Source organism: Micromonospora costi, assembly GCF_003626655.1.
GTDB classification, from domain to species: Bacteria; Actinomycetota; Actinomycetes; order Mycobacteriales; family Micromonosporaceae; genus Micromonospora; species Micromonospora costi.
In genome coordinates this window covers 1,175,018-1,201,732 of sequence record NZ_RBAN01000001.1, presented here as the reverse complement: position 1 = coordinate 1,201,732, position 26,715 = coordinate 1,175,018, and the positions used below count along the sequence as shown (strand labels likewise).

Genomic DNA, 26,715 nt, shown 5'->3' with positions numbered 1-26,715 from the left:
CTGGCCCGTCGCCGGTCAGCTTCGTCCGGCGCCGCCGTCGGCGAAGACCAACCGCAGGATGCGGTCGTCCTCGGGGGCCGGCTCGCCGCGCCCGTCATGGTTGGACGTGGTCACCCAGATCGACCCGTCGGGTGCGGCGGCCACCGCCCGCAGGCGCCCGTAGCGGTTGGTGAGCAACTCCCGCGGCTGGCCGAGCACCGTGCCGGTGTCGGTCAGCTCGACCACCCAGAGCCGCTTGCCGCGCAGGCATGCGGTGACCAGGAGCCGTTCCACGGCGGCCAGGCCGGAGCAGGAGGCGTCGGCGGTCGACCACTGCGTGATGGGGTTCACGAAGCGCTTGTCGTCGCTGCGCCCCTCCACCTCCGGCCAGCCGTAGTTCTTGCCCTTCTCGATCTGGTTGATCTCGTCCCAGGTGTTCTGGCCGAACTCCACGGCGTACATGCGCTTGGCGCTGTCCCAGGCGAAGCCCTGCACGTTGCGGTGGCCCAGGGACCAGACCGGCGAGTCGGGGAACGGGTTGCCGGTCGCCGGCTTGCCGTCCCGGGTGATCCGCAGGATCTTCCCGCCGAGGCTCTTCACGTTCTGCGAGTTGGGGCGCTCGCCCGCGTCCCCGGTGCTCGCGTAGAGCTGCCCGTCCGGGCCGAAGCCCAGGCCGCCGCCGTTGTGGACCCCCGCCTTCGGGATGCCGGTGACGATGGGCGTCGGCTCCTCGCCGAGCCGCAGCCGGGCGATCCGGTTGTCGCGCTCCGTCGTGTAGTAGACGAAGAGCGTCCGGTCCCGCTGGTAGTCCGGGGAGATCGCGATGCCGAGCAGCCCGCCCTCGCCGGCGGCGGCCACGTCGGCGATGGTCTGCGCCACGCTCACCCGCAGCCCGTCCGGGCCCGACTCCGGGCCGACCTTGAGGATCCGGCCGCTGTCGCGTTCGGTCACGAGCGCGCCGCCGTCGGGCAGGAAGCCGATCGCCCACGGCACCCGCAGGCCCTTGGCCAGCACCGTGGCCACCACCTGCTGGCCGGCGCCGCCCGGGCTCGCGGACGCCGACGGGGTGGGGAACGTCGGCGGTTCACCCGCCGGGTCGGGATCCGGCTCACCGAAACTGCACCCGGTGGCCGCCAGCAGCAGTGCCGCGCAGGACGCCGCGAGTGCCGCGCGGGCGCGGCGGATGCGCGGGTACGTCGGGGGACGGACGCTCACCCGGCCCAGGGTAACCCGCCGGGCGGCTCCGCACCGGGTGTGCGCCGGCGTCGCCCCTCTGGACGGGGGCTATCGTCGGCGGGCGTGAAGGTATGGATTCCGCACGAGGCCGGGCTGAAGCTCCTCGGTGAGCTGCCGCCGGAGGTCACCGTCGAAGTCGCCGGCCACCCCGACAAGCTGCCGTCCGACACGGCCGGCGTCCGCTTCTGGGTGCCGCCGTTCCTCTCCGGTTCGGACGCGACCGCGCTCCTGCACCAGCTGCCCGATCTCGAGGTGGTGCAACTGCTCTCCGCCGGTGCGGACGCCTGGGTGGGCCGGACTCCGGACGGGGTGACGCTCTGCGACGCCCGTGGCGTGCACGACCCGTCCACCGCCGAGTGGGTCGTCACGGCGATCCTCGCCCAGTTGCGGGCCTTCCCCGTCTTCGCGCGGGCGCAGGCTCGCCGGGAGTGGGCGTTCGACGCGGTGGCGCCCACCGACGAGCTGACCGGCAAGCGGGTGCTCATCGTCGGCGCCGGTTCGATCGGCACCGCCGTGCGGGACCGGCTCGCCCCGTTCGACGTCGACTTCACGCTGGTGGCCCGGACGGCCCGGCCCGAACAGGGCGTGTACGGCGTGGAGGAGCTGCCCCGGCTGCTGCCGGACGCCGACGTGGTCGTGGTGCTGGTGCCGCTCACCGAGCAGACCCGCGGCCTGGTCGACGCGGCGTTCCTGGCCGCGATGCGGGACGGGGCGCTGCTGGTCAACGCCGCCCGGGGCCCGGTGGCCCGTACCGAGGCGCTGGTGGCCGAGCTCGCCACGGGGCGTATCTCCGCGGCGCTGGACGTCACCGACCCGGAGCCGCTGCCCGCCGACCACCCGCTGTGGGAGATGCCCAACGTGCTGCTCACCCCGCACGTCGCGGGGTCGGTGCGGGGCCTGCTGCCCCGCGCGTACCGGCTGGTGGGCGACCAGGTGCGGCGGTTCGCGGCCGGTCAGCCGCTGATCAACACGGTGGTCGACGGCTACTGAGTCGTGTCGGGCAGCGCCTGGCCGGTGGCCGAGACGAGCTGGGGCAGGTCGCTGCCGCTCACGGCCGGCAGCAGGATCTCCTGGCCGTCGTCGAGGCGAGCGACCGCCCGCCCGCGCGGGTCGGTGGCCAGCTCGGCCACCCGCTCCCAGGGGATCCGGCGCTGGCCGACGAGCGCCCGCACCCGCAGCTCGCGCGCGTCCGCGTCGGTGCCGGACCGCCAGGCCCAGACGCCGACGGCGAGCGGGACGAGCAGCACCAGCGACAGGTACGCCCGGGCGTTGGCCAACGGCAGCGCGCCGATGAACGCGATGATCGACGCGGCCAGGATGGCCTGGTTGTGCCGGAAACGGACGGTGTCGGGCCTACTCACCCTGCGATGATCCCACCCCCGCCCGCGGTGCCGTGCGTCGGGCGGTGCCGGAGCGGGCGACGGCCCGTACCGTGACGCGGATCACCGCTCCCGGTGGGCGTGGCTGCGTAACCAGCGCCGGCCCCCGATCGTTCCCCGACCTAGGGCACCGGACGCGAGCGTCCGGCGCCCGGCACCGCCGCACCGCCCCCGTGCCCCCTCGCGAAGGCGACCGCCGTGCTCCTCGCCCCGCCCCTCCACACCCTCGTCCGCCGCCGGCCGACGCCGGAGGCCACCGCCCTGGCGCTGCTCGCGCCCCTCGTCCTCGCCGGTGCCGTCGGCCTGCTCCCGGCCGCGGCCGTGGTCGCCCTCGCCGGCGGTGTGGGTGCCACGCTCGCCGGCGTACGCCTCTCCCGGCTCGCCGCCCGCTCCCCGTCCCGTCCGGCCGTCCTCCTGCTCGGCGCCGCCGTCGTGGCGGCCGGGCTGACCGCCGCCGTGCCGCCGCTGCTGAGCCCGTGGCACCGGATCGCGTCCGCCGCCGGCCCCGTCGCGGTCGCGGGTCTCGCCGGTGTCGGTCTGCTCCGGCTGCCCGGCCGGGCGCAACCGCCGGCCCGCGTGCGGCTGCGCCGGTTCGCCGAGGCGGGCACCCCGGCGGTCGGCCTGATCCTGGCCAGCTGGCTGCTGATGCCCCGGTCGACGGCCGCGACACCGATCAGCCTGGTGGCGGCGGTGGCGCTCGGCGCGTTCGGCATGGCCGCGCTCAGCGCGCTGACCGGGGCGCACCGCCGGCCGGGTGCCGCCACCTGCCGCGGCGGCGTGCTGCTCACGCTGCTCGGGCTGGTGCTGCTGGCCGCGCTCGCACCCGCCGGGCTGGGCGGCCGGGCGGCCCTGCTCGCCGTACCGCCGCTGACGCTCGGGATGCTGCTGGTCGCCGTGGGCGCGGGTCGCGCGGTCGCGGCCGCGCCGGGGCCCGTCCGGTCGGCGCCCGTCTGGCTCCGCGCGGTGGTTCCCGCGGCGGCGTTGCTCCTGGCCACGGCCCCGCACGTCGGGTCCGGCCGGCAGCCGGACCGCACCACCGTGCTGCTCGCCCTCGCCGTGGTGCCGTCGCTCGTGGTCCGCGAGCTGTTCCGCGCCGCCGACCGGACCGCCCGCTCCGCCAGCCCCGCCGCGGAGCAGCCCCGGGCGCACCGCCCCGACCGGGACCCGGACCACCGAGCGGAAGCGGTGCCCGCCGTGCCGGAACCGCCCGCCGCCGGGCCCGCCGACCGCCCGGCGTTGCTGCGCGCCCTCGCCGAGCTGGCCGACGCCCCGCCGCCGGCCGGCGCCCTGCTGGTGGTGGACCTGCACACGCCCGGAGCCGAGGTCGTCCCCGCGACGCTCCGCGACGACGTGCTGGCCGAGGCCGTCCACCGCGCCCGTGCGGTCATCGGTCCCCGGGACCTGGTCGCGGCGGCGGGAGGCGCCGGGTTCGCGGTGGTCACCGCGGCGGGACCGGTGCTGGCGTACGCGCTGGGCACCCGCCTGCTCGCCGCGCTCACCGAGCCGTACCGGTTCGGCCGGGCGGTGCTGCGGGTGCAGGCGAGCATCGGCCTCGCCGAGGTCACCGCCCACGGGCCCGACGACGTCCTCCGCCAGGCCGACCTGGCCCGCCGGCGCGCCGTGCAGCTCGGCCGGGACCGGGTCGAGTGGTACGACGCGTTCCTGGAGGAGCAGCTGGTCCGCCGGCTCGACCTGGAGCGCGAGCTGCCCGGCGCGGTCGCCCGGGGCGAGCTGGACCTCGTCTACCAACCGGTCGTCGGGTTGGCCGACCGGCTGCCCGTCGGCACCGAGGCGTTGCTGCGCTGGCGCAGCCCGGTGCTCGGTACGGTGCTGCCCGCCGAGCTGCTTCCGGTCGCCGAGGACCTGGGCATCGTCGGCGAGCTGGAGTGGTGGGTGCTGGACCGGGCGTGCCGGCAGCTCGCCGAGTGGTCCGCGGGCAACCGTGACCTCTGGATGGCCGTGAACGTCACCACCCGGGAACTCACCACCCCGGACTTCGTGGCGCGCACGGCCGCGATCCTGGCCGCGTACGACGTGCCGCCGGACCGGCTGGTGGTCGAGGTCGCCGAACCGCGGGTCGGCCCGGAACTGTCCACCGTGGTCGCCCGGCTGGCCGGGCTACGCTCGCTCGGTGTCCGTACCGCCCTGGACGACTTCCGCGCCGAACACGCCTCGCTCGCGCAGCTTCGCCGGCTGCCCATCGACCTGCTGAAGGTCGGCGCCACCCTGGTCGACCCGACCCCGGAGGCGCCGCGCCCGCTCATCGACGTGGTGGTGAACCTGGGCGACCGGCTCGGCGTCGAGGTGGTGGTCGAGGACGTGGAGTCGGCGGCCCAGCTCGACGGTGCGTACCGGGCCGGCTGCCGGTACGGGCAGGGTTTCGCCCTCGCCCGGCCGGTGACCGCGGAACGCGTCGAGGCGTACTTCGAGGAGTTCGGCCGGCGTCCCGGTGATCCCGCTCCCCGGCCGGATCTGGCCGGCGGCGGCGATCTGGCCTAGCGTCGGGTGCCGGTGGGCGCCGAGCCCGGTGGCCGCCGGACCGAGGACGGCCCAGGAAAGGCGCGGTGACGTCGTGAGCCGGCAGGCGTTGCACGAGGGGTGGGTGCTGCGGGCCGTACCGGGGCCGCAGGTGCCGGCGGAAGTCGCCGGTCGGGCCGTGCCGGCCACGGTTCCCGGCTGCGTGCACACCGACCTGCTCGCCGCGGGACTGATCCCCGACCCGTACCTCGACGACAACGAGCACGCGGTGGCGTGGATCGGGCGCACGGACTGGGTCTACGAGACCACCTTCCGGCACGAGCCGGGCGACGAGGACCGGGTCGAACTGGTCTGCGCGGGTCTGGACACGATGGCCACGGTCAGCGTCAACGGCGTCGAGGTCGGGCGTACGGAGAACATGCACCGCGGCTACCGCTTCGACGTCCGGTCGCTGCTGCGGGCCGGCGACAACACCCTGGCCGTACGCTTCGACTCCGCCTACCGGTACGCCGAGGCGCACCGCGACCGGCTCGGTGACCGGCCCAACGCCTACCCGGAGCCGTTCGGGTTCATCCGGAAGATGGCCTGCAACTTCGGCTGGGACTGGGGGCCGACCCTCGTCACGGCCGGCATCTGGCAGCCGATCGGGCTGCACGCCTGGTCGACGGCACGGCTGGCGCACGTGCGCCCGCTGGTGACCCTCGACGGCGCGGACGGCCGGGTGGAGCTGCACGTCGAGGTCGAACGGGCCGGCGACGCGCCGCTCACGGTCCGCGCCGCGGTGGCCGGCGCGAGCGGCGAGGTGACGATCCCGCCGGGGGAGCGCGACGCCGTGCTCACCCTCACCGTCCGCGAGCCGGCACGCTGGTGGCCCCGGGGGTACGGCGAGCCGGCCCGCCACCTGCTGGACGTCACGCTGTCCACCCCGGACGGCGGGACGCTCGACGTCTGGTCCCGGCGGATCGGCTTCCGCTCGGTGCGTCTGGACACGGCGCCGGACGCCCACGGTTCGGCGTTCACGCTGCACGTCAACGACGTGCCGGTGGTGGTGCGCGGGGTGAACTGGATCCCGGACGACGTGTTCCCCACCCGGGTCACCCGTGCCCGGCTCGCCGAGCGGCTCACGCAGGCCGCCGAGGCCAACGTCAACCTGCTGCGGGTCTGGGGCGGCGGCCGGTACGAGTCGGACGACTTCTACGACCTCGCCGACGAGTGGGGGCTGCTCGTGCAGCAGGACTTCCTCTTCGCGTGCGCCGCGTACCCGGAGGAAGAGCCGTTCCGCGGCGAGGTCGAGGCGGAGGCGCGGGAGCAGGTGACGCGGCTCGCCGCGCACCCGTCGCTGGTGCTCTGGACCGGCAACAACGAGAACATCTGGGGCTGGCACGACTGGGGCTGGCAGGAGCCCCTCGCGGGGCGCACCTGGGGGCACGGCTACTACTTCGACCTGCTGCCCCGGGTGGTGGCCGACCTCGACCCGACCCGCCCGTACTGGCCGGGGAGCCCCTGGTCGGGCAGCGAGGACGTGCACCCCAACGACCCGGCGCACGGCACCACCCACATCTGGGACGTCTGGAACACCGACGACTACGCGCGGTACCGCGCGTACACGCCACGGTTCGTGGCCGAGTTCGGCTACCAGGCGCCCCCGGCGTACGCCACGCTGCGCCGGGCTCTCTCCGACGACCCGCTCGCCCACGACTCGCCCGGCATGGCGCACCACCAGAAGGCCGCCGACGGTGACGCCAAACTCCGGCGGGGCCTCGACGCGCACCTGCCGGCGCCCCGCGACTTCGACGACTGGCACTGGCTGACCCAGCTCAACCAGGCGCGGGCCATCCGCCTCGGGGTGGAGCACTTCCGGTCGTTGCGGCCGATCTGCATGGGCACCATCGTCTGGCAGCTCAACGACTGCTGGCCGGTGACCTCCTGGTCCGCTGTGGACGGCGACGGACGGCGCAAGCCGCTCTGGTACGCGCTGCGCCGCGCGTACGCGGACCGGCTTCTCACCGTCCAGCCCCGTGACGGAGGGCTGGTCGTGGTGGCGGTCAACGACGGCGGGACGGCGTGGCGGGCCAGCGCGTCGGTCGCCCGGCTGACCCTGGCCGGGGAGCCGAGGGCGAAGACCTCGGTCGACCTCGACGTACCGGCGTACGCCTCGGTGGAGCTGGAGCTGCCCCCGGAGTTGGCCCGGCCGGACGAGGCCCGGCGCGAGCTGTTGGTCGCGGAGGCCGGCGACACCGCCGAGCGGGCACTGTGGTTCTTCGCCGAGGACCGGGACGTCGAGTGGCCGGCGGCGGAGCTGGACGCGACGGTCGCGCCGGTCGACGGCGGCCAGCGGGTCCGGGTGACGGCTGGGACGGTGCTGCGGGACCTGACCCTCTTCCCGGACCGCCTCGACCCGGCGGCGACGGTCGACGAGGCCCTGGTCACCCTGCTGCCGGGCGAGTCGGCCACGTTCACGGTCAGCGCGGACGCGCCGCTGGACCCGGCGGCGCTCACGAGCCGACCCGTGCTGCGCTGCGTCAACGACCTGCCGCCCGCCGGCCGGTGACGCCGAGGGCTGGCCCGGCTCGGCTCGGCTCGGTGCGGCTCTAGCCCGGAAGGGCACCCAGGCCGGCCAACAGCTCCCAGCGCTCCGCCTCGCCCAGCACCGCGTACGCGGGCTCGTCGAGGCGGTCCGTCTCGGCCTCGACGGCGGCCCGCTGTGGCCCGTCGGGCAGCGCCCGGATCCCGTCGACGGTCAGGCCGGCGGCCCGCCACGCGGCCCGGTGCGCGTCGGCCCGGTGGTGGCGCAGCGACCCGAGCCGGGTCACCAGCCGCATGGCCGGGGAGGCGTCGGCCGGCTCGTACGGCGGTGTCATCGCCCGGAACGCGGGCCCGCCGGTGGCCAGCCCGTGCTCCAGCACCCGGCCGACCAACTCGGCCAGGCGCGGAACCGAGGCCGGGCCGGGCAACAGGCCCGGCCTGCCGGACCACAGCTCCTCGGCCGCCTCGGCGGTCGCCCGCTGCGCGAACAGCGCCAACTCCCGCCCCAGCTCGGTGAGGTGCCAGGTGTCCCGGGCGTCCACGGTGGTCACTCCCTGGGCCAGCTCGGCGTCCATGCTGCCGGAGGTGTAGACCAGCGCGTCGGCGAGCGCGTCGGCCGGCATCGGCCGGGCCAGCACACCGGAGAAGAAGCTGTTCTCGTATCCCAGGTCCACACCGCGCGCGGCGTAGAACTCCACCATCCGGGGCCGGGCCGCGAAGCGGGCGCCGGCGTACACCCGGTCGATGACCGGTCGGATCAGTCGCGCGTAGCTCACCGTCGTCTCCACGCCGCCGGACCCTACCGACGGCGTGGAGCGCGGTGGGGAACGGCTACTCCGGCACCCGCCGGTAGGCGCCGTCGCTGGCCGAGGTGGCCATCGAGGCGTACGCCCGCAGCGCCGCGGAGACCGGGCGCTGCCGGTCGGCCGGGGTGTACGGGCGGTCGCGCTTCTCCTCGGCGACCCGGCGGGCCTGGAGCACGTCCTCGGGCACGTTCAGCTCGATGGACCGGCCCGGGATGTCGATGACGATCTCGTCGCCCTCACGCACCAGGGCGATGAGCCCGCCGGAGGCCGCCTCCGGCGACACGTGCCCGATGGAGAGGCCCGAGGTGCCGCCGGAGAACCGCCCGTCGGTGAGCAGCGCGCAGGCACGGCCCAGACCGCGGCCCTTGAGGAACGAGGTGGGGTAGAGCATCTCCTGCATGCCGGGCCCGCCCTTCGGCCCCTCGTACCGGATCACCACCACGTCGCCGGCCACGATTCGCTTGTTGAGGATGGCCTCGACCGCGTCGTCCTGCGACTCGAAGACCTTCGCCGGGCCCCGGAAGGTCAGGCACTCCTCGGGCACCCCGGCCGTCTTGACCACGCAGCCGTCCGGCGCCAGGTTGCCGTGCAGGATGGCGAGACCGCCATCGGCGCTGTACGCGTGCGCCACGTCCCGGACGCAGCCGCCGGCCGCGTCGGTGTCCAGCGACGACCAGCGGTTGGCGGTGGAGAACGGCTCGGTGGTACGCACCCCGCCGGGGGCGGCGTGGAACAGCTCGAGCGCCTCGGCGGTGGCGTCGCCGCCCCGGACGTCCCAGTCGGCGAGCCAGCGCGACAGGCTGGGGGAGTGCACGGCGTGCACGTCCCGGTTGAGCAGACCGCCGCGGTCCAGCTCACCGAGGATGGCGGGGATGCCGCCGGCCCGGTGCACGTCCTCCATGTGGTACTGCGGCGAGTTCGGGGCGACCTTGGCCAGGCAGGGCACCCGGCGCGAGATGGCGTCGATGTCGGCGACGCCGAAGTCCAGCTCCGCCTCGCGGGCGGCGGCGAGCAGGTGCAGCACCGTGTTCGTGGAGCCGCCCATCGCCACGTCCAGGGCCACCGCGTTCTCGAACGCCGGCCGGGACGCGATCGAGCGGGGCAGCACCGAGGCGTCGTCCTGCTCGTACCACCGCTTGGCGATCTCCACGACGGTGCGCCCGGCGTCGACGAAGAGCGACCGGCGCGCGGCGTGGGTGGCCAGCGTCGAGCCGTTGCCCGGCAGCGCGAGCCCGATCGCCTCGGTGAGGCAGTTCATCGAGTTGGCGGTGAACATGCCGGAGCACGAGCCGCAGGTCGGGCAGGCCGAACGCTCGATGGCGCCCAGCTGGTCGTCGGTGACCGCCTCGTTCGAGGACGCGATCATCGCGTCGATCAGGTCGATCTTGCTGTGCACGATGCCCTCGATCGCCACGGTCTTGCCGGCCTCCATGGGCCCGCCGGAGACGAAGACGGTGGGGATGTTGAGCCGGAGCGCGGCGAGCAGCATCCCCGGGGTGATCTTGTCGCAGTTGGAGATGCAGACGAGCGCGTCCGCGCAGTGCGCGTTGACCATGTACTCCACGGCGTCGGCGATCAACTCACGGCTGGGCAGCGAGTAGAGCATGCCGCCGTGCCCCATCGCGATGCCGTCGTCGACCGCGATGGTGTTGAACTCCCGCCCCACCCCGCCGGCCTCGGCGACCGCGTCGGCGACCAGGCCGCCGAGGTCCTTGAGGTGGACGTGGCCCGGTACGAACTGGGTGAAACTGTTGGCGATGGCGACGATCGGCTTGCCGAAGTCGTCGTCGGTCATCCCGGTGGCCCGCCAGAGGGCCCGGGCGCCGGCCATCGTCCGACCGTGCGTGGAGGTCTTCGACCGCAGCTCAGGCATGCGTACCAGTCTGGCACCGCCGCGGGGCCGGCGGATCGGGCGCGGTCACCGTGTCCCAACAGATGCACACCCGGGCCCCCACACCCGGCGCTCATCCGGCAAAGTTGAGACGTGCATCTCCCCCCGGGTCTGGCCGTCGGCGCGGCGCTGAGCTGGCTGGTCGCCGCCTCGGCCACCGTGCTGCTGACGGTCGGCGCCCGGCGGCGGCCCGGCGTGCACCGGCCGGCGCTCGTGCTCGTGGCGGTGGCCGCGGGGCTCGCCCTGGTGAGCCTCCTCGCGGGGCTCGGCGCCGCGCTCGACGCGGCCGGGCACTGGGGTCACGAGCAGGGGATGCGGACGGGCTGGGCGACGGCGGTCGCGGTCGGCGCGGCCGCGAGCGGGCTGACCTTCCTCGCCGGCCTGCTGCGGGTGCCCGGGGTGGTGGCCTCGCCCGCGGCGACCGTCCGGCTCGTCCTCGACGGGTTGATCATGGCGGCGGCCCTCTGGTCGGTCGGCTGGGTGCTCGTCTCCGAGCCGACGCGGCTGCTCGGCGACGCCACCCCCGTGGCCTGCACGCCGATCCTGCTCGCCACGGTGAGCGCCGCCCTGGCCGTCGGGCTCGGCCCGATCGCCGTCTGCCGGGCCGCCGCGCCGCGCCCGCCACTGGCCGCGCTCGCCGCCGGGATCACGGCGGTGACCTGCGGCGGGCTCGTCCTCGCTGGCGGGCTCTGCCAGGCCGGGCCGGGCGCCGTCCTGACCGGGGCGGGTCTGCTCGCCGCAGGCCTGCTCGGCGTTGCGCTCTCGATACCGAGGGTCGGTCGGCCGCGCCGGGCCGAGCCGGACCGGATCGACCGGGACGGCGACTACACCGTCCTGGCGGTCGTGGCCATGACGGCCGCGGCGATGTACCACCTGCTGGAGGGCGGCCGGTTCACCGCGCTGAGCATCCTCGGCAGCGCCGTCGAGGGCTTCGCCCTCGTGGCCCGGCAGTCCCTCACCCTGCGCGACATGCGCGGCTACGCGGGCCGGCTCGCCGAGCGTGAGGCGCACTTCCGCGAGCTGGCGCACACCGACGCCTTGACGGGGCTGGCCAACCGGCGCGGTCTGTTGCGCGCGCTGCACGGCTGTGCCGAGACGGGCGCCGCGTGCGTCCTGCTCACCCTCGACCTCGACGGCTTCAAGCACGTCAACGACGTGCGCGGTCACGAGGCGGGCGACGCGGTGCTGGCCGAGGTGGGCCGGCGGCTGCGCGCCTGCCTGCGGCCCGGCGACGTGGCGGCGCGGCTCGGCGGTGACGAGTTCGCGGTGCTGATGCCCGCCACCCCGGTCGAGGCCGACCGGGTGGCGGAGCGGCTGCTCGGGGTGCTGGGCCAGGCGTACGACCAGGTCGACGGCCCGGTCTTCCTCTCGGTGAGCATCGGTGTGGCCGGCTGCGGGGGTGTTCCCGACGCGGAGCTGCTGCTGCGCCACGCCGACCTGGCGCTGCGCTACGCCAAGCAGCGCGGCAAGAACCGGATCGAGCGCTACGACGCCGCGTACGAGCAGCTGCTGCGCCGGCGGACCACCCTGGAGCACGAGCTGCGCGGCGCCATCGAGCGCGACGAGCTGCGGCTGGCGTTCCAGCCGGTCGCCTCGCTGCCCTCGGTGCGTCCGGTCGGCGCCGAGGCGCTGCTCCGCTGGCACCATCCCGAGCTGGGCAACGTCCGGCCGGACGAGTTCATCCCGCTGGCCGAGGAGTGCGGGATGATCGCCAAGCTCGGCGCCTGGGTGCTCAACCAGGCCTGCCAGCAGCTCTCCCGCTGGCTCGCCGACGGCCACGACGTCTGGGTCTCGGTGAACGTCTCGCCCCGGGAACTGCACGCCCCGGAGTACGTGGTGCTGGTCGCCGAGGCGCTGCGCGCCCACCGGGTCCCACCGCAGCGGCTGGTGCTGGAGGTGACCGAGCACGCCGTCGCCACCGACCTCGACGAGCTGATCCGCCGGTTGACCGCGTTGCGGCTGACCGGGGTGCGGATCGCGCTGGACGACTTCGGCGCCGGCTACTCCTCCCTGGGTCAGCTGCGCCGGCTGCCGATCGACATCCTGAAGATCGACCACAGCCTGGTCGCCGAGCACGAGCCGGTCCGGCCGGTCGACCGGGACGGGCCCGCCTTCGCGCCGATGGTCGACATCGTGATGCGACTCGGTCACCAGCTCGGGCTGGAGGTCATCGCCGAGGGGGTCACCACCCCCACCGAGCTGGCCGCGGTGGTCGCCGCCGGCTGCCGGTTCGGCCAGGGGGCGGCGTTCGGGTGGGGCGTACCGGCGGAGCACCTGGAGGCGATGCTGGAGGCGGCCACCTCGCCCGGCGCGCGGCCCGCCTCGGCGCCGCCGGCCGCCCGCTCCGCGGGCGCCGACGTCCGGCCACCGGCCACCGGCGTGCGACCCACCGCGCTGCCCGTCCCACGCCGCCAGCAGGGCGCGTCCGGGCAGGTCGACCCGGGTGCCGAGGGCGCGTCGCGGGACGACGCGCCGACGCCCGTTAACCAACATGTGGGATCAGTTGACTCATCGCGTGAGATGCGTCAGGCTTGAGCCCATGTCGTCGTACCGGTCGCTGCGAGTACTTACCTGAGCGCACTCTCCCTCACCGAGAGTGCGCTGGCCCCGTGCATCTGCACGTGGGCCGTTTTTATTGCCGTCGGACCTCATTCGGGGCGGGCCCCGGCCGCGCCCCACCCGCACACCTGCCGCACCCACTCCAGCCGAAGGCCTGAACCGCCATGACGAGACCCACGCCAGAGACACTCGCCCACTCCGCCCGGCGGGCCCGCGCGGCCGCCGGGCCGGCGCCCGACACCGACGCCGCCCGCGTCGCCGCCACCCCGGCCGCGCCGGCGGTACGGCCGCCCGCGCCGGCCCAGGTCTCCGGGGCCGGCTCGCTCGTGCGGTCCCTCGAGGCGCTCGGCGTCGACGTCGTCTTCGGCATCCCCGGCGGCGCGATCCTGCCCGCGTACGACCCGCTCTACGACTCCACGGTCCGCCACATCCTGGTCCGCCACGAGCAGGGCGCCGGGCACGCGGCCACCGGCTACGCGCAGGCCACCGGCCGGGTCGGCGTCTGCATGGCCACCTCCGGCCCGGGCGCGACGAACCTGGTCACCCCTATCGCGGACGCGTACATGGACTCGGTGCCGGTGGTCGCGATCACCGGCCAGGTCGCCCGGCCCGCGATCGGCACGGACGCCTTCCAGGAGGCGGACATCCAGGGCATCACCCTGCCGATCACCAAGCACAACTTCCTCGTGCAGAACGCCGAGGAGATCCCGCAGGTGCTGGCCGAGGCGTTCCACCTGGCGAGCACCGGGCGTCCGGGGCCGGTGCTGGTGGACATCCCCAAGGACGTGCTCCAGGCGCCGACCACCTTCACCTGGCCGCCCACCCTCGACCTGCCCGGTTATCGCCCGACCCTGCACCCGCACGGCAAGCAGATCCGGGAGGCCGCCCGGCTCATGACCAGCTCCCGCCGTCCGGTGCTGTACGTCGGCGGCGGCGTGCTCAAGGCCGGCGCCACCGAGGGGCTGCGCCGGCTCGCCGAGCTGACCGGTATCCCGGTGGTCACCACGCTGATGGCGCTCGGCGCGTTCCCGGACTCGCACCCGCAGCATTTGGGCATGCCGGGCATGCACGGCACGGTCGCCGCGGTCTACGGGCTGCAGAAGGCCGACCTCATCGTGGCGCTGGGCGCGCGCTTCGACGACCGGGTCACCGGCCGGCTGGACTCCTTCGCGCCGGACGCCGCCGTCGTGCACGCCGACATCGACCCGGCGGAGATCGGCAAGAACCGGCGCGCCGATGTGCCGGTCGTGGGGGACGCCCAGCACGTCATCGACGAGCTGATCGCCGCCGTCGAGGCCGAGCGGGCGGCCGGGCGCACCGCGGACCTCGCCGACTGGTGGACCCAGCTCGACGACCTGCGCAAGCGCTACCCGCTCGGGTACGAGGAGCCGGCCGACGGCACGCTCTCCCCGCAGTACGTGATCAAGCGGCTGGGCGAGATCGCCGGGCCGGACGCGATCTACGTGGCGGGCGTCGGCCAGCACCAGATGTGGGCCTCGCAGTTCATCTCGTACGAGAAGCCGTACACCTGGCTGAACTCGGGTGGCCTCGGCACGATGGGCTACGCGGTGCCGGCCGCGATGGGCGCGAAGGTCGGCAAGCCGGACACGGTGGTCTGGGGGATCGACGGCGACGGCTGCTTCCAGATGACCAACCAGGAGCTGGCCACCTGCGCGCTGGAGGGCATCCCGGTCAAGATCGCCGTGATCAACAACGGCAACCTCGGGATGGTCCGGCAGTGGCAGACGCTCTTCTACGGTGAGCGCTACTCCAACACCGACCTCGGCACGCACAAGCACCGGATCCCGGACTTCGTGAAGCTGGCCGAGGCGCTCGGGTGCGTCGGCCTGCGCTGCGAGAACGCCGCGGACGTCGACAAGACCATCGCGGCCGCCATGGAGATCAACGACGCGCCGGTGGTCATCGACTTCGTGGTCGGCAAGGACGCCATGGTGTGGCCGATGGTCGCCGCCGGCACCAGCAACGACGAGATCATGTTCGCCCGGGGCGTCCGCCCCGCGTTCGATGAGGACGAACTCTGATGACGATGCACACCTTGTCCGTGCTCGTGGAGAACAAGCCGGGTGTCCTGGCCCGGGTGTCCGGGCTGTTCTCCCGCCGCGGGTTCAACATCGACAGCCTCGCCGTCGGCGAGACCGAGAACCCGGACGTCTCCCGGATCACCATCGTGGTCAACGCGGAGTCGTCCCCGCTGGAGCAGGTCACGAAGCAGCTCAACAAGCTCGTCAACGTGCTCAAGATCGTCGAGCTGGATCCGCAGGTCTCGGTGGCCCGGGAACTGCTGCTGGTCAAGGTCCGCGCCGACCGGTCGGCCCGCAGCCAGGTCCTGGACACCGTGAACCTGTTCCGCGCCCGGGTGGTCGACGTGGCGCCGGACACGCTGACCATTGAGGCCACCGGCACGCCGGACAAGCTGGACGCGCTGCTGCGCGACCTCGAACCCTTCGGCATCAAGGAGATGGTCCAGTCCGGACTGGTGGCGATCGGGCGCGGCTCGCGGTCGATCACCGCCGGGCCGGCCCTGCGAGCCGCCTGAGCCACCCGCGGGCCGGCCCGGGGGCCGGCTCCGCGGGCCCCTGACCCATCCGCACAACCACGACGGGCCGCCCGGGCCGCCGTACTTGAAAGGGAAGTCCATGACCGTTGAGGTGTACTACGACGACGACGCCGACCTGGGCGTGATCCAGGGCCGGAAGGTCGCCGTCATCGGCTACGGCAGCCAGGGCCACGCCCACGCGCTGTCGCTGCGCGACTCGGGTGTCGACGTGGTGGTCGGCCTGCCGGTGGGCTCGAAGAGCCGGCCGAAGGCCGAGGAGCAGGGCCTGCGGGTGGTCAGCCCCGCAGAGGCCGCCGCCGAGGCCGACGTGATCATGCTGCTCGCGCCGGACACCGTCCAGCGCACGCTCTACGCCGAGGCCATCGCGCCCAACCTGGCCCCGGGCAAGGCGCTCTTCTTCGGCCACGGCTTCAACATCCGCTACGACCTCATCAAGCCGCCGGCCGACGTCGACGTGGCGATGGTCGCGCCGAAGGGGCCGGGCCACCTGGTCCGCCGGCAGTACGTCGACGGCAAGGGCGTGCCGTGCCTGGTCGCCGTCGAGCAGGACGCGTCCGGCAACGCCTTCGCGCTGGCCCTGTCGTACGCCAAGGGCATCGGCGGCACCCGGGCCGGCGCCATCCGCACGACGTTCACCGAGGAGACCGAGACCGACCTCTTCGGCGAGCAGGCGGTGCTGTGCGGCGGCGCGTCGGCGCTGGTGCAGACCGGGTTCGAGGTGCTCACCGAGGCCGGCTACGCGCCCGAGATCGCGTACTTCGAGTGCCTGCACGAGCTGAAGCTCATCGTCGACCTCATGTACGAGGGCGGCATCGCCCGGATGCGCTACAGCGTGTCGGACACCGCCGAGTACGGCGACTACTCCCGCGGCCCGCGCGTCATCGACGGCCGGGTCAAGGAGGAGATGCGCAAGATCCTCTCGGAGATCCAGTCCGGCGAGTTCGCCCGCGAGTGGATCGCCGAGGACGACGCGGGCCGGCCGAACTTCGCCAAGTGGCGCGCCGAGGGTGCGGCGCACCCGATCGAGGAGACCGGCCGGAAGCTGCGCCGCATGATGAGCTGGGTCGACCGCCCGATCACCGAGACCGCCTGAGGCACGGCACGGGCCGCCCGTACGCCACGGGCAGCCCGGCGACGGCCCCGACCCGACGCTCTCCCCGGCGCCGGATCGGGGCCGTCGGCCGTTCCGGTCGTGTTCATCTGGTGGGACCACGTGACGGACGCCTCCCCGGCCGCACCGGCGTGGCACGGACGCCGGCCCGACGTGAGCGCGCGGTGAACGCAGGATGGCCGGCGCCCGACACGCTGTGTGAGGGCGCTCACCCCGCGGTCCGGGCCACGCCGGCCAGCCCGACCCCTACGATCGCGATAGGTGCGTAGCCGGCACCTGACGGCCATGACCCGGCTCGGCGCGGGCGCAGCGCGGCGTCCGGCAGGCCCGGCCGACCGCTCTCGACTACAGCTACGAGGACCGATGAATCCTGTCGTACTGATCGCCGAAGAACTCGCCCCCGCCGCCATCGAGGTGCTCGCGCACGACTTCGACGTCCGCCACGTCGACGGCACCGACCGTCCCGCGCTGCTCTCCGCGCTCGCCGAGGCCGACGCCGTCATCGTCCGCAGCGCCACCCAGATCGACGCCGAGGCCGTCGCCGCCGCGCCGCGGCTCAAGGTCGTCGCCCGCGCCGGCGTGGGTCTGGACAACGTCGAGGTGCCGGCCGCCACCGCGCGGGGCGTCATGGTCGTCAACGCCCCCACCTCCAACATCGTCTCCGCCGCCGAGCAGGCCGTCGCGCTGCTGCTCGCCGTGGCCCGGAACACGGCGAGCGCCAGCGCCGCGTTGAAGGCCGGGGAGTGGAAGCGGTCCAAGTACACGGGTGTGGAGATCCAGGGCAAGACCGTGGGCGTGGTCGGTCTCGGTCGCATCGGCGTGCTCTTCGCGCAGCGGATCGCCGCGTTCGGCACCCGGCTGATCGCGTACGACCCGTACATCCAGCCGGCCCGCGCCGCCCAGCTCGGCGTGCGCCTGGTCGGTCTGGAGGAGCTGCTGCGGGAGAGCGACTTCATCTCGATCCACCTGCCCAAGACCCCGGAGACGGTCGGCCTGATCGGCGAGAAGGAGCTGGCCATCGTCAAGCCGGGCGTCCGGATCGTCAACGCGGCGCGCGGCGGCCTCGTCGACGAGCAGGCGCTCGCGGACGCGATCGCCGAGGGGCGCGTGGCGGGCGCCGGTGTGGACGTCTACGCCAAGGAGCCGTGCACGTCCTCGCCGTTGTTCGCGTTCGACAACGTGGTGGCCACCCCGCACCTGGGCGCCTCGACCCACGAGGCGCAGGACAAGGCGGGTCTGGCCGTGGCGAAGAGCGTGAAGCTCGCGCTGCAGGGCGAGTTCGTGCCGGACGCCGTCAACGTGCAGGCCGGTGGCGTGGTCGCCGAGGACGTCCGGCCGCTGCTGCCGCTGGCCGAGAAGCTCGGCCGGGCGTTCACGGCGGTCGCCGGCGGGGTCGCCGCGAGCGTGACCGTCGAGGTGCGGGGCGAGATCGTCGCGCACGACGTGTCGGTGCTCAAGCTGGCCGCCACCAAGGGCCTGTTCAGCTCGGTGGTGGAGGAGCAGGTCACCTACGTCAACGCGCCGCACCTCGCCGCCGAGCGGGGCGTCGGGGTCACCCTCACCACGGCGGCCGAGACCGTCGAGCACCCCAACCTCGTCACCGTCCGCGGCGCGCTGCCCGACGGCCGTACGGTGAGCGTCTCCGGCACGGTGACCAGCGCGGGCACCCGCGACATCATCAAGCTGACCGAGGTGGACGGTTTCGACGTGGAGATCGGCGCGGAGGGCATCCTGCTCTTCCTCCGCTACGTCGACCGTCCCGGCGTGGTCGGCACCGTCGGCACGCTGCTGGGCGAGGCCGGCATCAACATCGCCGCCATGCAGGTGGCCCGTCGCGAGGCCGGCGGCGAGACCCTCATGACGCTCACCGTCGATCAGGCGCTCGGCGCCGACCTGCTCACCTCGGCGGCCGACTCGATCGGCGCGACCGCGGCCAGCGCCGCGGACCTGCGCGACGAGTGAGCTGACGGCAGCACGACGGGGGGCCCGGCGCGTTCGCCGGGCCCCTTGGCGTACCGGGGCCGCTGTCCGCCGCCCGGTCCCTGACGGGGCCGGGCCGGGGCGGCCCCGTCAGCCGGGCAGCCGGGCCGGCGGCGGGTAGACCGAGCCGTCCTGGGCGTCGAAGAGCATCAGCCCGTTCTCCCCGGCGAGCCGCTCGATGTCGAGCAGCACCTGGTCCTCGCAGGCCGGATTCAGGTTCATCTCGACGTGGTCGCTGGCCGCGTGCAGCGGCGCGACCTCCCACGGGGTGTCGGGCCCGACCGGTCGGTCCGGGTAGGCGGCGGTGATCGCACGATAGAAGGCGACCACGCGGGGGTCGGGATGGCGGTCGAGGTGCTGCCCCTCCCGGCACCGCTGTACCGCGGTTCGCACGTCCTCGGGCGTCGCCCCGTCCGCCAGGGCCCACACGCTCAGATCGAAACTCACGGCGGACAGCGTGCCATCCAACGTTCACCATGTCGAAACTGCCCCGCCGCAGGCCAGCCGTGGAGATGCCGCAATCCTGCCGGGACGGTCCGCTGTGGAGACTCTTGCGTCGAGTTGCGTCGATTCGCTAGCGTACCGGTGCGGTCACCGGCCTAGGCCGCGTTGTCGGCCCGTCTTCGGGTGGCGCGGTCGACTTCCGGCCCGACCGGCCCGCACCCCTCGATTGCGCGAGCCACGCGCATTCGTCGCTGACCGGCCCCCACGGCCGTTGCCGCGGGCGTGGGGGCCGATCGCCGTCCCCGGCCGCCATTCGGCGCCGTCAGCGGCGGTCGGCGAAGAGCGCCCGGTAGTCCGAGCCGCCCCGGAACCACTCCAGCCCGGCCGGTCCGGCGGCGTAGAGCGCGGTGGCGTACGCGTCGGCCACCGCGAGGTCCGGGCCCACCACGGTCGCCGCGACCAGCTGGTCGGCCGGCTCCCCGGTGTGCGGGTCGATCACATGCCCGTGCCGGCCGCTCACCCCGGACGTGCCCACCGCTCCCGCGGTCATCTCCAGCACCAGCGGCGTCCGGTCCGGCTCGACGGGGTGGTGCACGGCCACCCGCCAGGGCCCACCGTGCGGGGCGACGCCGCGGACGACCAGGTCGGCGCCGGTGACCACGGCGTAGTCGTGGACGCCGTTGGCGCGCAGTCGGGCGGCGGCCCGCTCCACGGCCCAGCCGCCGAGCAGCCCGCCCGGGTCGAAGCCGCCGGGCACCGCCCAGGCGTCGAACCAGCCGTCGGTGGCGGCGCGCATGGCGGTGCACCGGTCCACGAGGTCGGCCAGCGGCGCGTACGAGTCGGGGGCGATCTCGCCGCGGCGCAGCCGGGAGACGAGGCTCTCCGGTCGCGTCGGGCCGTAGGTGAGGTCGATGGCGCGCAGCTCGGCCACCGCGTCCCGCAGTGCCTCGACGACACCCCGCCGGCCCAGCCAGACGGGCGCGTTGATCAGCACGGTGTACTCCGCCGTGGCGGTCCGGACGGTGTGCTGCACGGAGATCCGGTCCCCGTTCGTGGCGCCGGCCCGGTCGAGGCGGTGGGTGCGGCTGCCGAGCCGCAGGTCCGGGCGGCGGTGCCGGAAGGCGGACGGGTCGGGCCACCGGGTCCGCGGCTGCTCGTCGATGCGCATGGGATCGCCCCCTCGCGACTGGCGGCCGCGCCGTCGCGACCACCGGCACAGGCCCCCGTGACCCGTACGGACACAGGTTAGGCAGCCAAGATGACCGCACCATGAAACCCACCTGGGAGGGTGCTGTGTATCCGCCTCTCCCAGAATGTGGACCACGCGTACCGGGAGGCGGGACGGCGGCGTACGGTGGGGCGAACGGCGAGCAGAGGAGCGCAGGCGTGGCACGGATCGCGGTGGTGGCCGGGGACGGTATCGGTCCCGAGGTGGTCGCGCAGGCCCGCAAGGTCCTCGACGCGGTGCTCCCCGGCGTGCAGGCCACCGAGTACGACCTGGGCGCCGCCCGCTGGCACCGCACCGGCGAGGTGCTGCCGGATTCCGTCCTGACCGAGCTGGCCGGGCACGACGCCATCCTGCTCGGCGCGGTCGGCGACCCGAGCGTGCCGCCGGGTGTGCTGGAGCGGGGCCTGCTGCTCAAGCTGCGGTTCGCCTTCGACCAGTACGTCAACCTCCGCCCGTCGCGGCTCTGGCCCGGCGTGGCCGGCCCGCTCGCCACCGTCAAGCCCGGCGAGGTCGACCTCGTCGTGGTGCGGGAGGGCACCGAAGGGCTCTACGCGGGCGCCGGCGGGACGCTGCACCGCGACACCCCCGCCGAGGTCGCCACGGAGGAGAGCCTGAACACGCGCCACGGCGTGGAGCGGGTGATCCGCGACGCGTTCGCGCGGGCGAGCCGCCGCGAGCGGCGCAAGGTGACCCTCGTGCACAAGACCAACGTGCTCACCCACGCCGGTTCGCTCTGGTCGCGCGCGTTCGAGGCGGTCGCCGCCGAGCACCCCGACGTGGCCACGGAATACCAGCACGTCGACGCCGCCGCGATGTTCCTGGTCACCCAGCCGCAGCGCTACGACGTCGTGGTCACCGACAACCTCTTCGGCGACATCCTCACCGACATCGCCGCTGCCGTGACCGGCGGGATCGGTCTGGCCGCGAGCGGCTGCATCAACCCGGAGGGCGCGTACCCCTCGATGTTCGAGCCGGTGCACGGCTCGGCGCCGGACATCGCCGGCCAGGGCGTGGCCGACCCGGTCGCCGCCGTGCTCTCCGCCGCGCTGCTGCTTGACCAGCTCGGTCACCCGGAGGCCGCAGCCCGGGTGACCAACGCCGTAGCCACCGAGCTCGCCAACCGTGCGCCCGACGTACCGCTGCGCACGGCCGAGGTGGGCGACCGCCTCGCCGGCTACGCGGCGGGCTGAGCCCGGTCGGAGGTACGCGGGCCGGCTGAGCGCCGCCCGCGGGCCGCGGCGCCGTCGCCGCGCACGGCGACCGGCCGGCGCGGTCGGCGCGGGCGATTCACGGCCCCACGCGTCGCCGTCGTTCTGCTGTGGTGGCCGTGCGAGCGCACCCCGGCACCGCGGCACCGCCCGTTCGGGGTCGAGCGTCCGCCCGGGCGGCGCTACCCGCTGAACGAGCGTTCGGGGTAAGTTTCTGAGCACCAGTTAACCGGCGTGCGGTCCCGCGCGCCGTTGTCCGGCAGGGAGGTCAGCGCGATGAGCGGTGGTGACAAGCTCGACTTCGAGATCCGTCCGAATCCCGCGCCGGTATCCGCCGCGGACCGGGCCGCCCTGCTGGCAAATCCCGGGTTCGGCCGCATCTTCACCGACCACATGGTGACCATCCGGTACGCCGACGGCAAGGGCTGGTACGACGCCCGGGTCGAGGCGCGCGCGCCGATCCCGATGGACCCGGCCGCCGCCGTCCTGCACTACGCGCAGGAGATCTTCGAGGGGCTCAAGGCGTACCGCACCGCCGACGGCGGGGTGACGATGTTCCGCCCGGAGGCCAACGCCGCCCGGTTCGCCGCCTCCGCGCAGCGGATGGCGATGCCCGCTCTGCCGCCGGAGGCGTTCGTCGACTCGCTGCACCGGCTCATCGAGATCGACCGGGAGTGGATCCCCACCGACCCGGACGGCAGTCTCTACCTGCGGCCCTTCATGTTCGCGAGCGAGGTCTTCCTCGGCGTCCGGCCGGCCAACGAGTACCTCTACGTGGCGATCGCCTCGCCGGTCGGGTCGTACTTCAGCGGCGGGGTCAAGCCGGTGTCGGTCTGGGTCTCCCCGGACTACACCCGCGCCGCCCCGGGCGGCACCGGGGCCGCGAAGTGCGGCGGCAACTACGCCGCCTCGCTGGTCGCCCAGGCGGAGGCGATCGAGCATGGCTGCGACCAGGTGGTCTTCCTCGACGCGGTGGAGCGCCGCTTCGTCGACGAGCTGGGCGGCATGAACGTCTTCTTCGTCTACGACGACGGCACGGTGGTGACGCCGCCGCTGACCGGCACGATCCTGCCCGGCATCACGCGCGAGTCGGTGCTCATGCTGGCCGCCGAGGCCGGCAAGCGGGTGGAGGAACGCCCGGTGAGCTTCGCCGACTGGCAGGAGGACGCGGCCAGCGGCCGGCTGCGCGAGGTCTTCGCCTGCGGCACCGCCGCGGTCATCACGCCGATCGGGCAGGTGAAGTTCCCCGACGGGGAGTTCCTGATCGGCGGCGGCGAGCCGGGGCGGCTGACCATGGCCCTGCGCCAGCAGCTCGCCGACATCCAGCGTGGCAACGCCCCCGACCCCCACGGATGGGTCACCCGGGTGCTCTGAGGTTTCGCCGAAGTGGCGGTATCCCCGGGCGCGGGACACCGCCACATCGGCGATCGGTGCAGATCATGGCCGGCCCCGGGTCGGGGCGCGGCGCCCGTCAGTCGAGCAGGTGGTCGCGGAGCGCGTCGAGCTGGGCGTCGGTCACGCCGGCGTGGCGCAGGTACCCCTCGACCGAGCCGTACCCCTGCCGCAGCTCCGCGAGGAAGAGCGTCATGGCCTCGGCCGGGCAGGTGAGCGGCGGCAGGCCCGGGTCGAGGTATTGACCGGTGCTGTCGAACCAGGCACGGAACCGTTCCGCCGCGGCCGTGCTCAGCGCGTAGTCCGCGGCGATGTCGCCGTCATCGACGCCCAGCACCGCGAGGGTGAGCCCGCAGACGATGCCGGTGCGGTCCTTGCCGGCGACGCAGTGCACCACGACCGGGGCGTTCGCCGAGTCCGCGAGCAACCCGACGGCCTTGCCCAGCCCCGCGGTGCCGGTCTGGGCGAGATCGGCGTACCGGTCGGCGAGGTAGCGGGCCAGGTCACTGCCGGGGCGGTACGGGTTCTCGCCCCACTCCGCGTGCTCCGGGTGGATGTTGTGCCAGGTCAGGCCGTCGAAGTCCGGGACCCGGCCGTCGCGCTCCACCTCGTGGGGGCGGCGCAGGTCGACGACGGTCCGGATGCCGAGGGCGGCGAACGCCTCCCGGTCGGTGTCGTCGATGCGGTGCAGGGAGTCGGAGCGGTAGAGGCGGCCAGGGCGTACGGTGCGCCCGTCGCGACCGCGGAGACCGCCGACGTCGCGGAAGTTGAACAGTGTGGCGAAGGGGTTGACCGGGTTCAGCTCGGTTGCGTCCACCCCGACACGGTACCGGCCGGCGGGGCGGTGCCCCACCGGCCGGCAACAGGAGCCACCGTCACCTGGCGGTACCCGGCGGGATGGCCGAGTACGTGTCGCCGTAGTAACCACCGAGCTTGTCCCGGTAGGCCGGGTCGGTGTCGGCGGTCTCGTCGAACTCGGGCGCGGCCTTGACCTGGTCCTTGCTCCGGTCGACGTAGACCTTCCGCTCGTCGTGGTCGACGTGGTTGACGGTGCCGGCAGGGATCATGACCTTCTTGCCGAAGATCCACGGGCCGGTGTCGACCACGAGGTAGCTCGAGTTGACCTCGTGGCTGGACCGATCCACCTTGCCGATGCCGCCGTCCGTCGCTTCCACCTTGTAGCCCACCAGGTCGATGCCGGTCACCCCGGCCTCGTCCCGGTAGCTCCACGGGTCGAAGGTGCCACCGGGCGTGTCACCCGGGAAGGCGCCCTGGCCTCCGTGCACGAGCGGATCCGGCGTCCCGTGGGTCGTTCGAGGGTCGAGCCGCTCCATGGCGTTTCACTCCTCTACTCGACTGATCGGGGGTTGGTGCCCTGTCTGGATGCTTCCTACCCGGTCGCGGAGATCGCTACACCCGCCCGGCCGGCTCAGGCCAGCGCCGCCTCCGCGTCGTACGCCACGGCGGCGGCCTGGACCGCGGCGGCGATCCGCAGCCCCTCCTGGATCTGCTCCGGGCCGAGGCCCGCCGCGCGCAGCTTCCCCTCGTGCGATTCCAGGCAGACGGCGCAGCCGTTGATCGCCGAGACGGCGAGGCACCAGAACTCGAAGTCCACCTTCGGCACCCCGGGCCGCGCGACGATCCGCATCCGCAGCCGCGCCGGCAGCGATCGGTACGCCTCGTCACCCAGGAGGTGGGTGGCCCGGTAGTAGACGTTGGTCATCGCCATGATCGTGGCCGCTGCCTTGGCCGCCTCGACGGCCTCCGGGGGGAGGTGTGTGGCCGCCTCGGCGGCGATCTCCCGGAGCACCACCGGGTTGCGCGCCGCGACCGCGCAGGCCAGGGCGGTGCCCCAGAGCTGCTGCGGTTCCAGCGGGGAGGCGCCGATGGTCGAGTCGAGGGTGAGCCCGACGTCGCGGGCGTAGGCGGGCAGGCCGGCCGTGATCGCGTCCAGGCCCATGTCAGGCTCCGGCACCGACGGTGAGCACTGGTGTCCTCCTTGACGGCCGCGCGGGTGTGCTGCGTAGCCCGATTCTCGCCCGTCGGTGCCCGGGTCCGCCGGTGAGGCCGGTCACGGGAACGCCCACGCCGTCCCGGGATGTGGATTTTGCTTCCCAAAATCAGCGGACGGGTGGCAGAGTACCCATCGTGACCAGGACCGCCCTCCTTATTAGCAACTAGCGCGCCGGCTCCCTCTCCGCCGAGCGCGCAGACCTCCCGCATCCGCGGGGGGTCTTTTTGTTGCTCCCGGCGGCCCGGTCCGACCGCGGCCACCGCCCCGCTACCCGCACCCCGTCCAGAGAGAGGCACGCCATGACATTCCAGGTGTACGACACGACGCTGCGCGACGGCGCGCAGCGCGAGGGGCTCACGTACTCGGTGGTGGACAAGCTGGCCGTGGCCCGGCTGCTCGACGAGTTCGGCGTCGGGTTCATCGAGGGCGGCTGGCCGGGGGCGGTGCCGAAGGACACAGAGTTCTTCTCCCGGGCGCGTACCGAACTCGACCTGCGGCACGCGCTGCTGGTCGCGTTCGGCGCGACCCGCCGCGCCGGCGTCCCCGTGACGGCCGATCCGCAGGTCCGCGCCCTGCTCGACGCCGAGACGCCGGCCGTGGCGCTCGTCGCGAAGGCCGACCTGCGACACGTCGAACGCGCGCTGCGCACCACGGCGGGGGAGAACCTCGCGATGATCCACGACACCGTGGCGTACCTCGTGGCGGAGGGGCGCCGGGTCTTCGTCGACGGCGAGCACTTCTTCGACGGCTACCACCACGACCCGGCGTACGGCGCGGCGGTCGTCGAGACGGCCCTCGCCGCGGGCGCCGAGGTCATGGTGCTCTGCGACACCAACGGCGGCATGCTCCCGTCCCGGATCACGGCGGCCATCGGCGACCTGACCGACCGGCTCGGCATCGCGCCGGAGCGGCTCGGCATCCACTGCCAGAACGACACGGCCTGCGCGGTGGCCAACACCATCGCCGCCGTGGAGGCCGGGGTCCGGCACGTCCAGGGCACCGCGAACGGCTACGGCGAACGGCCGGGCAACGCCGACATCTTCGCGGTGGTCGCCAATCTCCAACTCAAGCTCGGGCTGCCCGTCCTACCAGAGGGCTGCCTGGAACAGATGGTGCGGGTCTCGCACGCCATCGCCGAGATCGCCAACATCGCACCCGACACCCATCAGGCGTACGTCGGGGCCGCCGCCTTCGCCCACAAGGCGGGGCTGCACGCGAGCGCGATCAAGGTCGACCCGTTGCTCTACAACCACGTGGACCCGTCGGTGGTGGGCAACGACATGCGGATCCTGGTGACCGAGATGGCCGGTCGGGCCAGTGTCGAGCTCAAGAGCCGCGAGCTCGGGCTGGACCTGGCCGGCCATCCGGACACCCTGGCCCGGGTGACGAAGCGCGTGAAGGAGTTGGAGGCCGGGGGCTGGTCCTTCGAGGCCGCCGACGCCTCGTTCGAGCTGCTGGTCCGCTCGGAACTGCCGGAGGGCGCCCCGGCGCGGCCGTTCGCCCTGGAGTCGTACCGGGTGCTGGTCGAGCACCGGGAGGACGGCGCCGTGGTCTCCGAGGCCACCGTCAAGATCCGGGTACGCGGCGAGCGCGTGATCGCCACGGCCGAGGGGAACGGCCCGGTCAACGCCCTGGACGAGGCGCTGCGCGTGGCGCTGGCCCGGCACTATCCGGAGCTGCGCGGCTTCGAGCTGGCGGACTTCAAGGTGCGCATCCTGGAGGGCAGCAGCGGCACCGGCGCGGTGACCCGGGTGCTGCTGGAGACCGCCGACGACGCGGGCCGGGACTGGACGACCGTGGGTGTCCACCCGAACGTGGTGGAGGCCAGCTGGCACGCTCTCGTCGACGCCCTCACGTACGGCCTGGCCCGGACGAAGGTCTGACCGACCCACCCACCCCCGTCGAT

20 protein-coding genes are annotated in these 26,715 nt (G+C 74.1%); 11 read left to right on the top strand and 9 right to left on the bottom strand.

Features of this window, described 5'->3' with window-relative positions; translation table 11 throughout:
* Positions 1-15: 15 nt before the first annotated feature.
* Positions 16-1,194: a PQQ-dependent sugar dehydrogenase gene (locus tag D7193_RS05405; RefSeq protein WP_120778208.1), complete on the bottom strand. Its 1,179-nt coding sequence runs from the start codon at positions 1,192-1,194 to the stop codon at positions 16-18.
* Positions 1,195-1,278: 84 nt separating this feature from the next.
* Between D7193_RS05405 and D7193_RS05400 the strand changes: the two genes are divergently transcribed.
* The gene (locus D7193_RS05400) at positions 1,279-2,205 is read left to right on the top strand and encodes a 2-hydroxyacid dehydrogenase (RefSeq protein WP_120778207.1); all 927 of its coding nucleotides are present in this window, start codon (positions 1,279-1,281) and stop codon (positions 2,203-2,205) included.
* Here D7193_RS05400 and D7193_RS05395 read toward each other — a convergent pair.
* Positions 2,199-2,576 (bottom strand): PH domain-containing protein, encoded by a 378-nt coding sequence (locus tag D7193_RS05395; RefSeq protein WP_120778206.1) that lies wholly within the window; start codon positions 2,574-2,576, stop codon positions 2,199-2,201. The genes D7193_RS05400 and D7193_RS05395 overlap by 7 nt on opposite strands.
* A 216-nt stretch (positions 2,577-2,792) precedes the next feature.
* Between D7193_RS05395 and D7193_RS05390 the strand changes: the two genes are divergently transcribed.
* Positions 2,793-5,093 (top strand): bifunctional diguanylate cyclase/phosphodiesterase, encoded by a 2,301-nt coding sequence (locus D7193_RS05390; RefSeq protein ID WP_120778205.1) that lies wholly within the window; start codon positions 2,793-2,795, stop codon positions 5,091-5,093.
* A gap of 73 nt (positions 5,094-5,166) precedes the next feature.
* Positions 5,167-7,623 carry a glycoside hydrolase family 2 protein gene (locus D7193_RS05385; RefSeq protein ID WP_120779280.1) on the top strand — a complete coding sequence of 819 codons (2,457 nt, stop codon included), beginning with the start codon at positions 5,167-5,169 and terminating at the stop codon, positions 7,621-7,623.
* Between the two features lie 40 nt (positions 7,624-7,663).
* Here the strand turns inward: D7193_RS05385 and D7193_RS05380 are convergent, their stop codons facing one another.
* Together D7193_RS05380 and ilvD are read right to left on the bottom strand one after the other, a co-directional pair.
* Positions 7,664-8,386, bottom strand: a complete 723-nt coding sequence (locus tag D7193_RS05380; RefSeq protein ID WP_241562818.1) for a hypothetical protein — start codon at positions 8,384-8,386, stop codon at positions 7,664-7,666.
* Between the two features lie 43 nt (positions 8,387-8,429).
* Positions 8,430-10,277 carry a dihydroxy-acid dehydratase gene (gene ilvD / locus D7193_RS05375; RefSeq protein ID WP_120778204.1) on the bottom strand — a complete coding sequence of 616 codons (1,848 nt, stop codon included), beginning with the start codon at positions 10,275-10,277 and terminating at the stop codon, positions 8,430-8,432.
* A gap of 111 nt (positions 10,278-10,388) precedes the next feature.
* Here ilvD and D7193_RS05370 point away from each other — a divergent pair, with 111 nt between their 5' ends.
* The 5 genes from D7193_RS05370 to serA all read left to right on the top strand — a co-directional run bounded on the left by D7193_RS05370 (position 10,389) and on the right by serA (position 18,505).
* Positions 10,389-12,830, top strand: coding sequence for a putative bifunctional diguanylate cyclase/phosphodiesterase (locus D7193_RS05370; RefSeq protein WP_120778203.1), 2,442 nt, complete (start codon positions 10,389-10,391; stop codon positions 12,828-12,830).
* A 188-nt stretch (positions 12,831-13,018) separates the two neighbouring features.
* Positions 13,019-14,896, top strand: a complete 1,878-nt coding sequence (locus D7193_RS05365; RefSeq protein ID WP_120778202.1) for an acetolactate synthase large subunit — start codon at positions 13,019-13,021, stop codon at positions 14,894-14,896.
* Positions 14,896-15,411, top strand: a complete 516-nt coding sequence (gene ilvN, locus D7193_RS05360) for an acetolactate synthase small subunit (RefSeq protein ID WP_120328573.1) — start codon at positions 14,896-14,898, stop codon at positions 15,409-15,411. The genes D7193_RS05365 and ilvN overlap by 1 nt, the downstream gene beginning before the upstream one ends.
* 100 nt (positions 15,412-15,511) lie before the next feature.
* A complete protein-coding gene (gene ilvC, locus D7193_RS05355; protein ID WP_120778201.1) occupies positions 15,512-16,525 on the top strand; it encodes a ketol-acid reductoisomerase in 1,014 nt (337 codons plus the stop codon).
* A 381-nt stretch (positions 16,526-16,906) separates the two neighbouring features.
* Positions 16,907-18,505: a phosphoglycerate dehydrogenase gene (gene serA, locus D7193_RS05350; protein ID WP_120778200.1), complete on the top strand. Its 1,599-nt coding sequence runs from the start codon at positions 16,907-16,909 to the stop codon at positions 18,503-18,505.
* A 108-nt stretch (positions 18,506-18,613) separates the two neighbouring features.
* Here serA and D7193_RS05345 read toward each other — a convergent pair whose 3' ends face one another.
* A complete protein-coding gene (locus tag D7193_RS05345; RefSeq protein ID WP_174242550.1) occupies positions 18,614-18,970 on the bottom strand; it encodes a hypothetical protein in 357 nt (118 codons plus the stop codon).
* 319 nt (positions 18,971-19,289) lie between these two features.
* Complete coding sequence (locus D7193_RS05340; protein WP_120778199.1) at positions 19,290-20,135, bottom strand: FAD:protein FMN transferase; 846 nt, start codon at positions 20,133-20,135, stop codon at positions 19,290-19,292.
* A 218-nt stretch (positions 20,136-20,353) separates the two neighbouring features.
* On the opposite strand from D7193_RS05340, the gene D7193_RS05335 reads away from it, so the two are divergent.
* A complete protein-coding gene (locus tag D7193_RS05335; protein WP_120778198.1) occupies positions 20,354-21,385 on the top strand; it encodes a 3-isopropylmalate dehydrogenase in 1,032 nt (343 codons plus the stop codon).
* Positions 21,386-21,679: 294 nt separating this feature from the next.
* A complete protein-coding gene (locus D7193_RS05330; protein ID WP_120778197.1) occupies positions 21,680-22,777 on the top strand; it encodes a branched-chain amino acid aminotransferase in 1,098 nt (365 codons plus the stop codon).
* 97 nt (positions 22,778-22,874) lie between these two features.
* Here the strand turns inward: D7193_RS05330 and D7193_RS05325 are convergent, their stop codons facing one another.
* From D7193_RS05325 to ahpD, 3 genes are all read right to left on the bottom strand, one after another.
* A complete protein-coding gene (locus D7193_RS05325) occupies positions 22,875-23,612 on the bottom strand; it encodes a tyrosine-protein phosphatase (RefSeq protein WP_377456397.1) in 738 nt (245 codons plus the stop codon).
* A 58-nt stretch (positions 23,613-23,670) separates the two neighbouring features.
* Positions 23,671-24,129: a PRC-barrel domain-containing protein gene (locus D7193_RS05320; protein WP_120778196.1), complete on the bottom strand. Its 459-nt coding sequence runs from the start codon at positions 24,127-24,129 to the stop codon at positions 23,671-23,673.
* Between the two features lie 95 nt (positions 24,130-24,224).
* Complete coding sequence (ahpD, locus tag D7193_RS05315) at positions 24,225-24,755, bottom strand: alkylhydroperoxidase, AhpD family (protein WP_120778195.1); 531 nt, start codon at positions 24,753-24,755, stop codon at positions 24,225-24,227.
* A 353-nt stretch (positions 24,756-25,108) separates the two neighbouring features.
* Between ahpD and cimA the strand changes: the two genes are divergently transcribed.
* The gene (gene cimA, locus D7193_RS05310) at positions 25,109-26,692 is read left to right on the top strand and encodes a citramalate synthase (protein ID WP_120778194.1); all 1,584 of its coding nucleotides are present in this window, start codon (positions 25,109-25,111) and stop codon (positions 26,690-26,692) included.
* Positions 26,693-26,715: the final 23 nt, after the last annotated feature.

Coding starts and splice junctions, on each gene's coding strand:
- serA (WP_120778200.1), top strand. CDS start 16,907: ATGAATCCTGTCGTACTGATCGCCGAAGAACTCGCCCCCGCCGCCATC.
- D7193_RS05365 (WP_120778202.1), top strand. CDS start 13,019: ATGACGAGACCCACGCCAGAGACACTCGCCCACTCCGCCCGGCGGGCC.
- D7193_RS05330 (WP_120778197.1), top strand. CDS start 21,680: ATGAGCGGTGGTGACAAGCTCGACTTCGAGATCCGTCCGAATCCCGCG.
- ahpD (WP_120778195.1), bottom strand. CDS start 24,755: ATGGGCCTGGACGCGATCACGGCCGGCCTGCCCGCCTACGCCCGCGAC.
- D7193_RS05340 (WP_120778199.1), bottom strand. CDS start 20,135: ATGCGCATCGACGAGCAGCCGCGGACCCGGTGGCCCGACCCGTCCGCC.
- ilvN (WP_120328573.1), top strand. CDS start 14,896: ATGACGATGCACACCTTGTCCGTGCTCGTGGAGAACAAGCCGGGTGTC.
- D7193_RS05320 (WP_120778196.1), bottom strand. CDS start 24,129: ATGGAGCGGCTCGACCCTCGAACGACCCACGGGACGCCGGATCCGCTC.
- cimA (WP_120778194.1), top strand. CDS start 25,109: ATGACATTCCAGGTGTACGACACGACGCTGCGCGACGGCGCGCAGCGC.
- ilvC (WP_120778201.1), top strand. CDS start 15,512: ATGACCGTTGAGGTGTACTACGACGACGACGCCGACCTGGGCGTGATC.
- ilvD (WP_120778204.1), bottom strand. CDS start 10,277: ATGCCTGAGCTGCGGTCGAAGACCTCCACGCACGGTCGGACGATGGCC.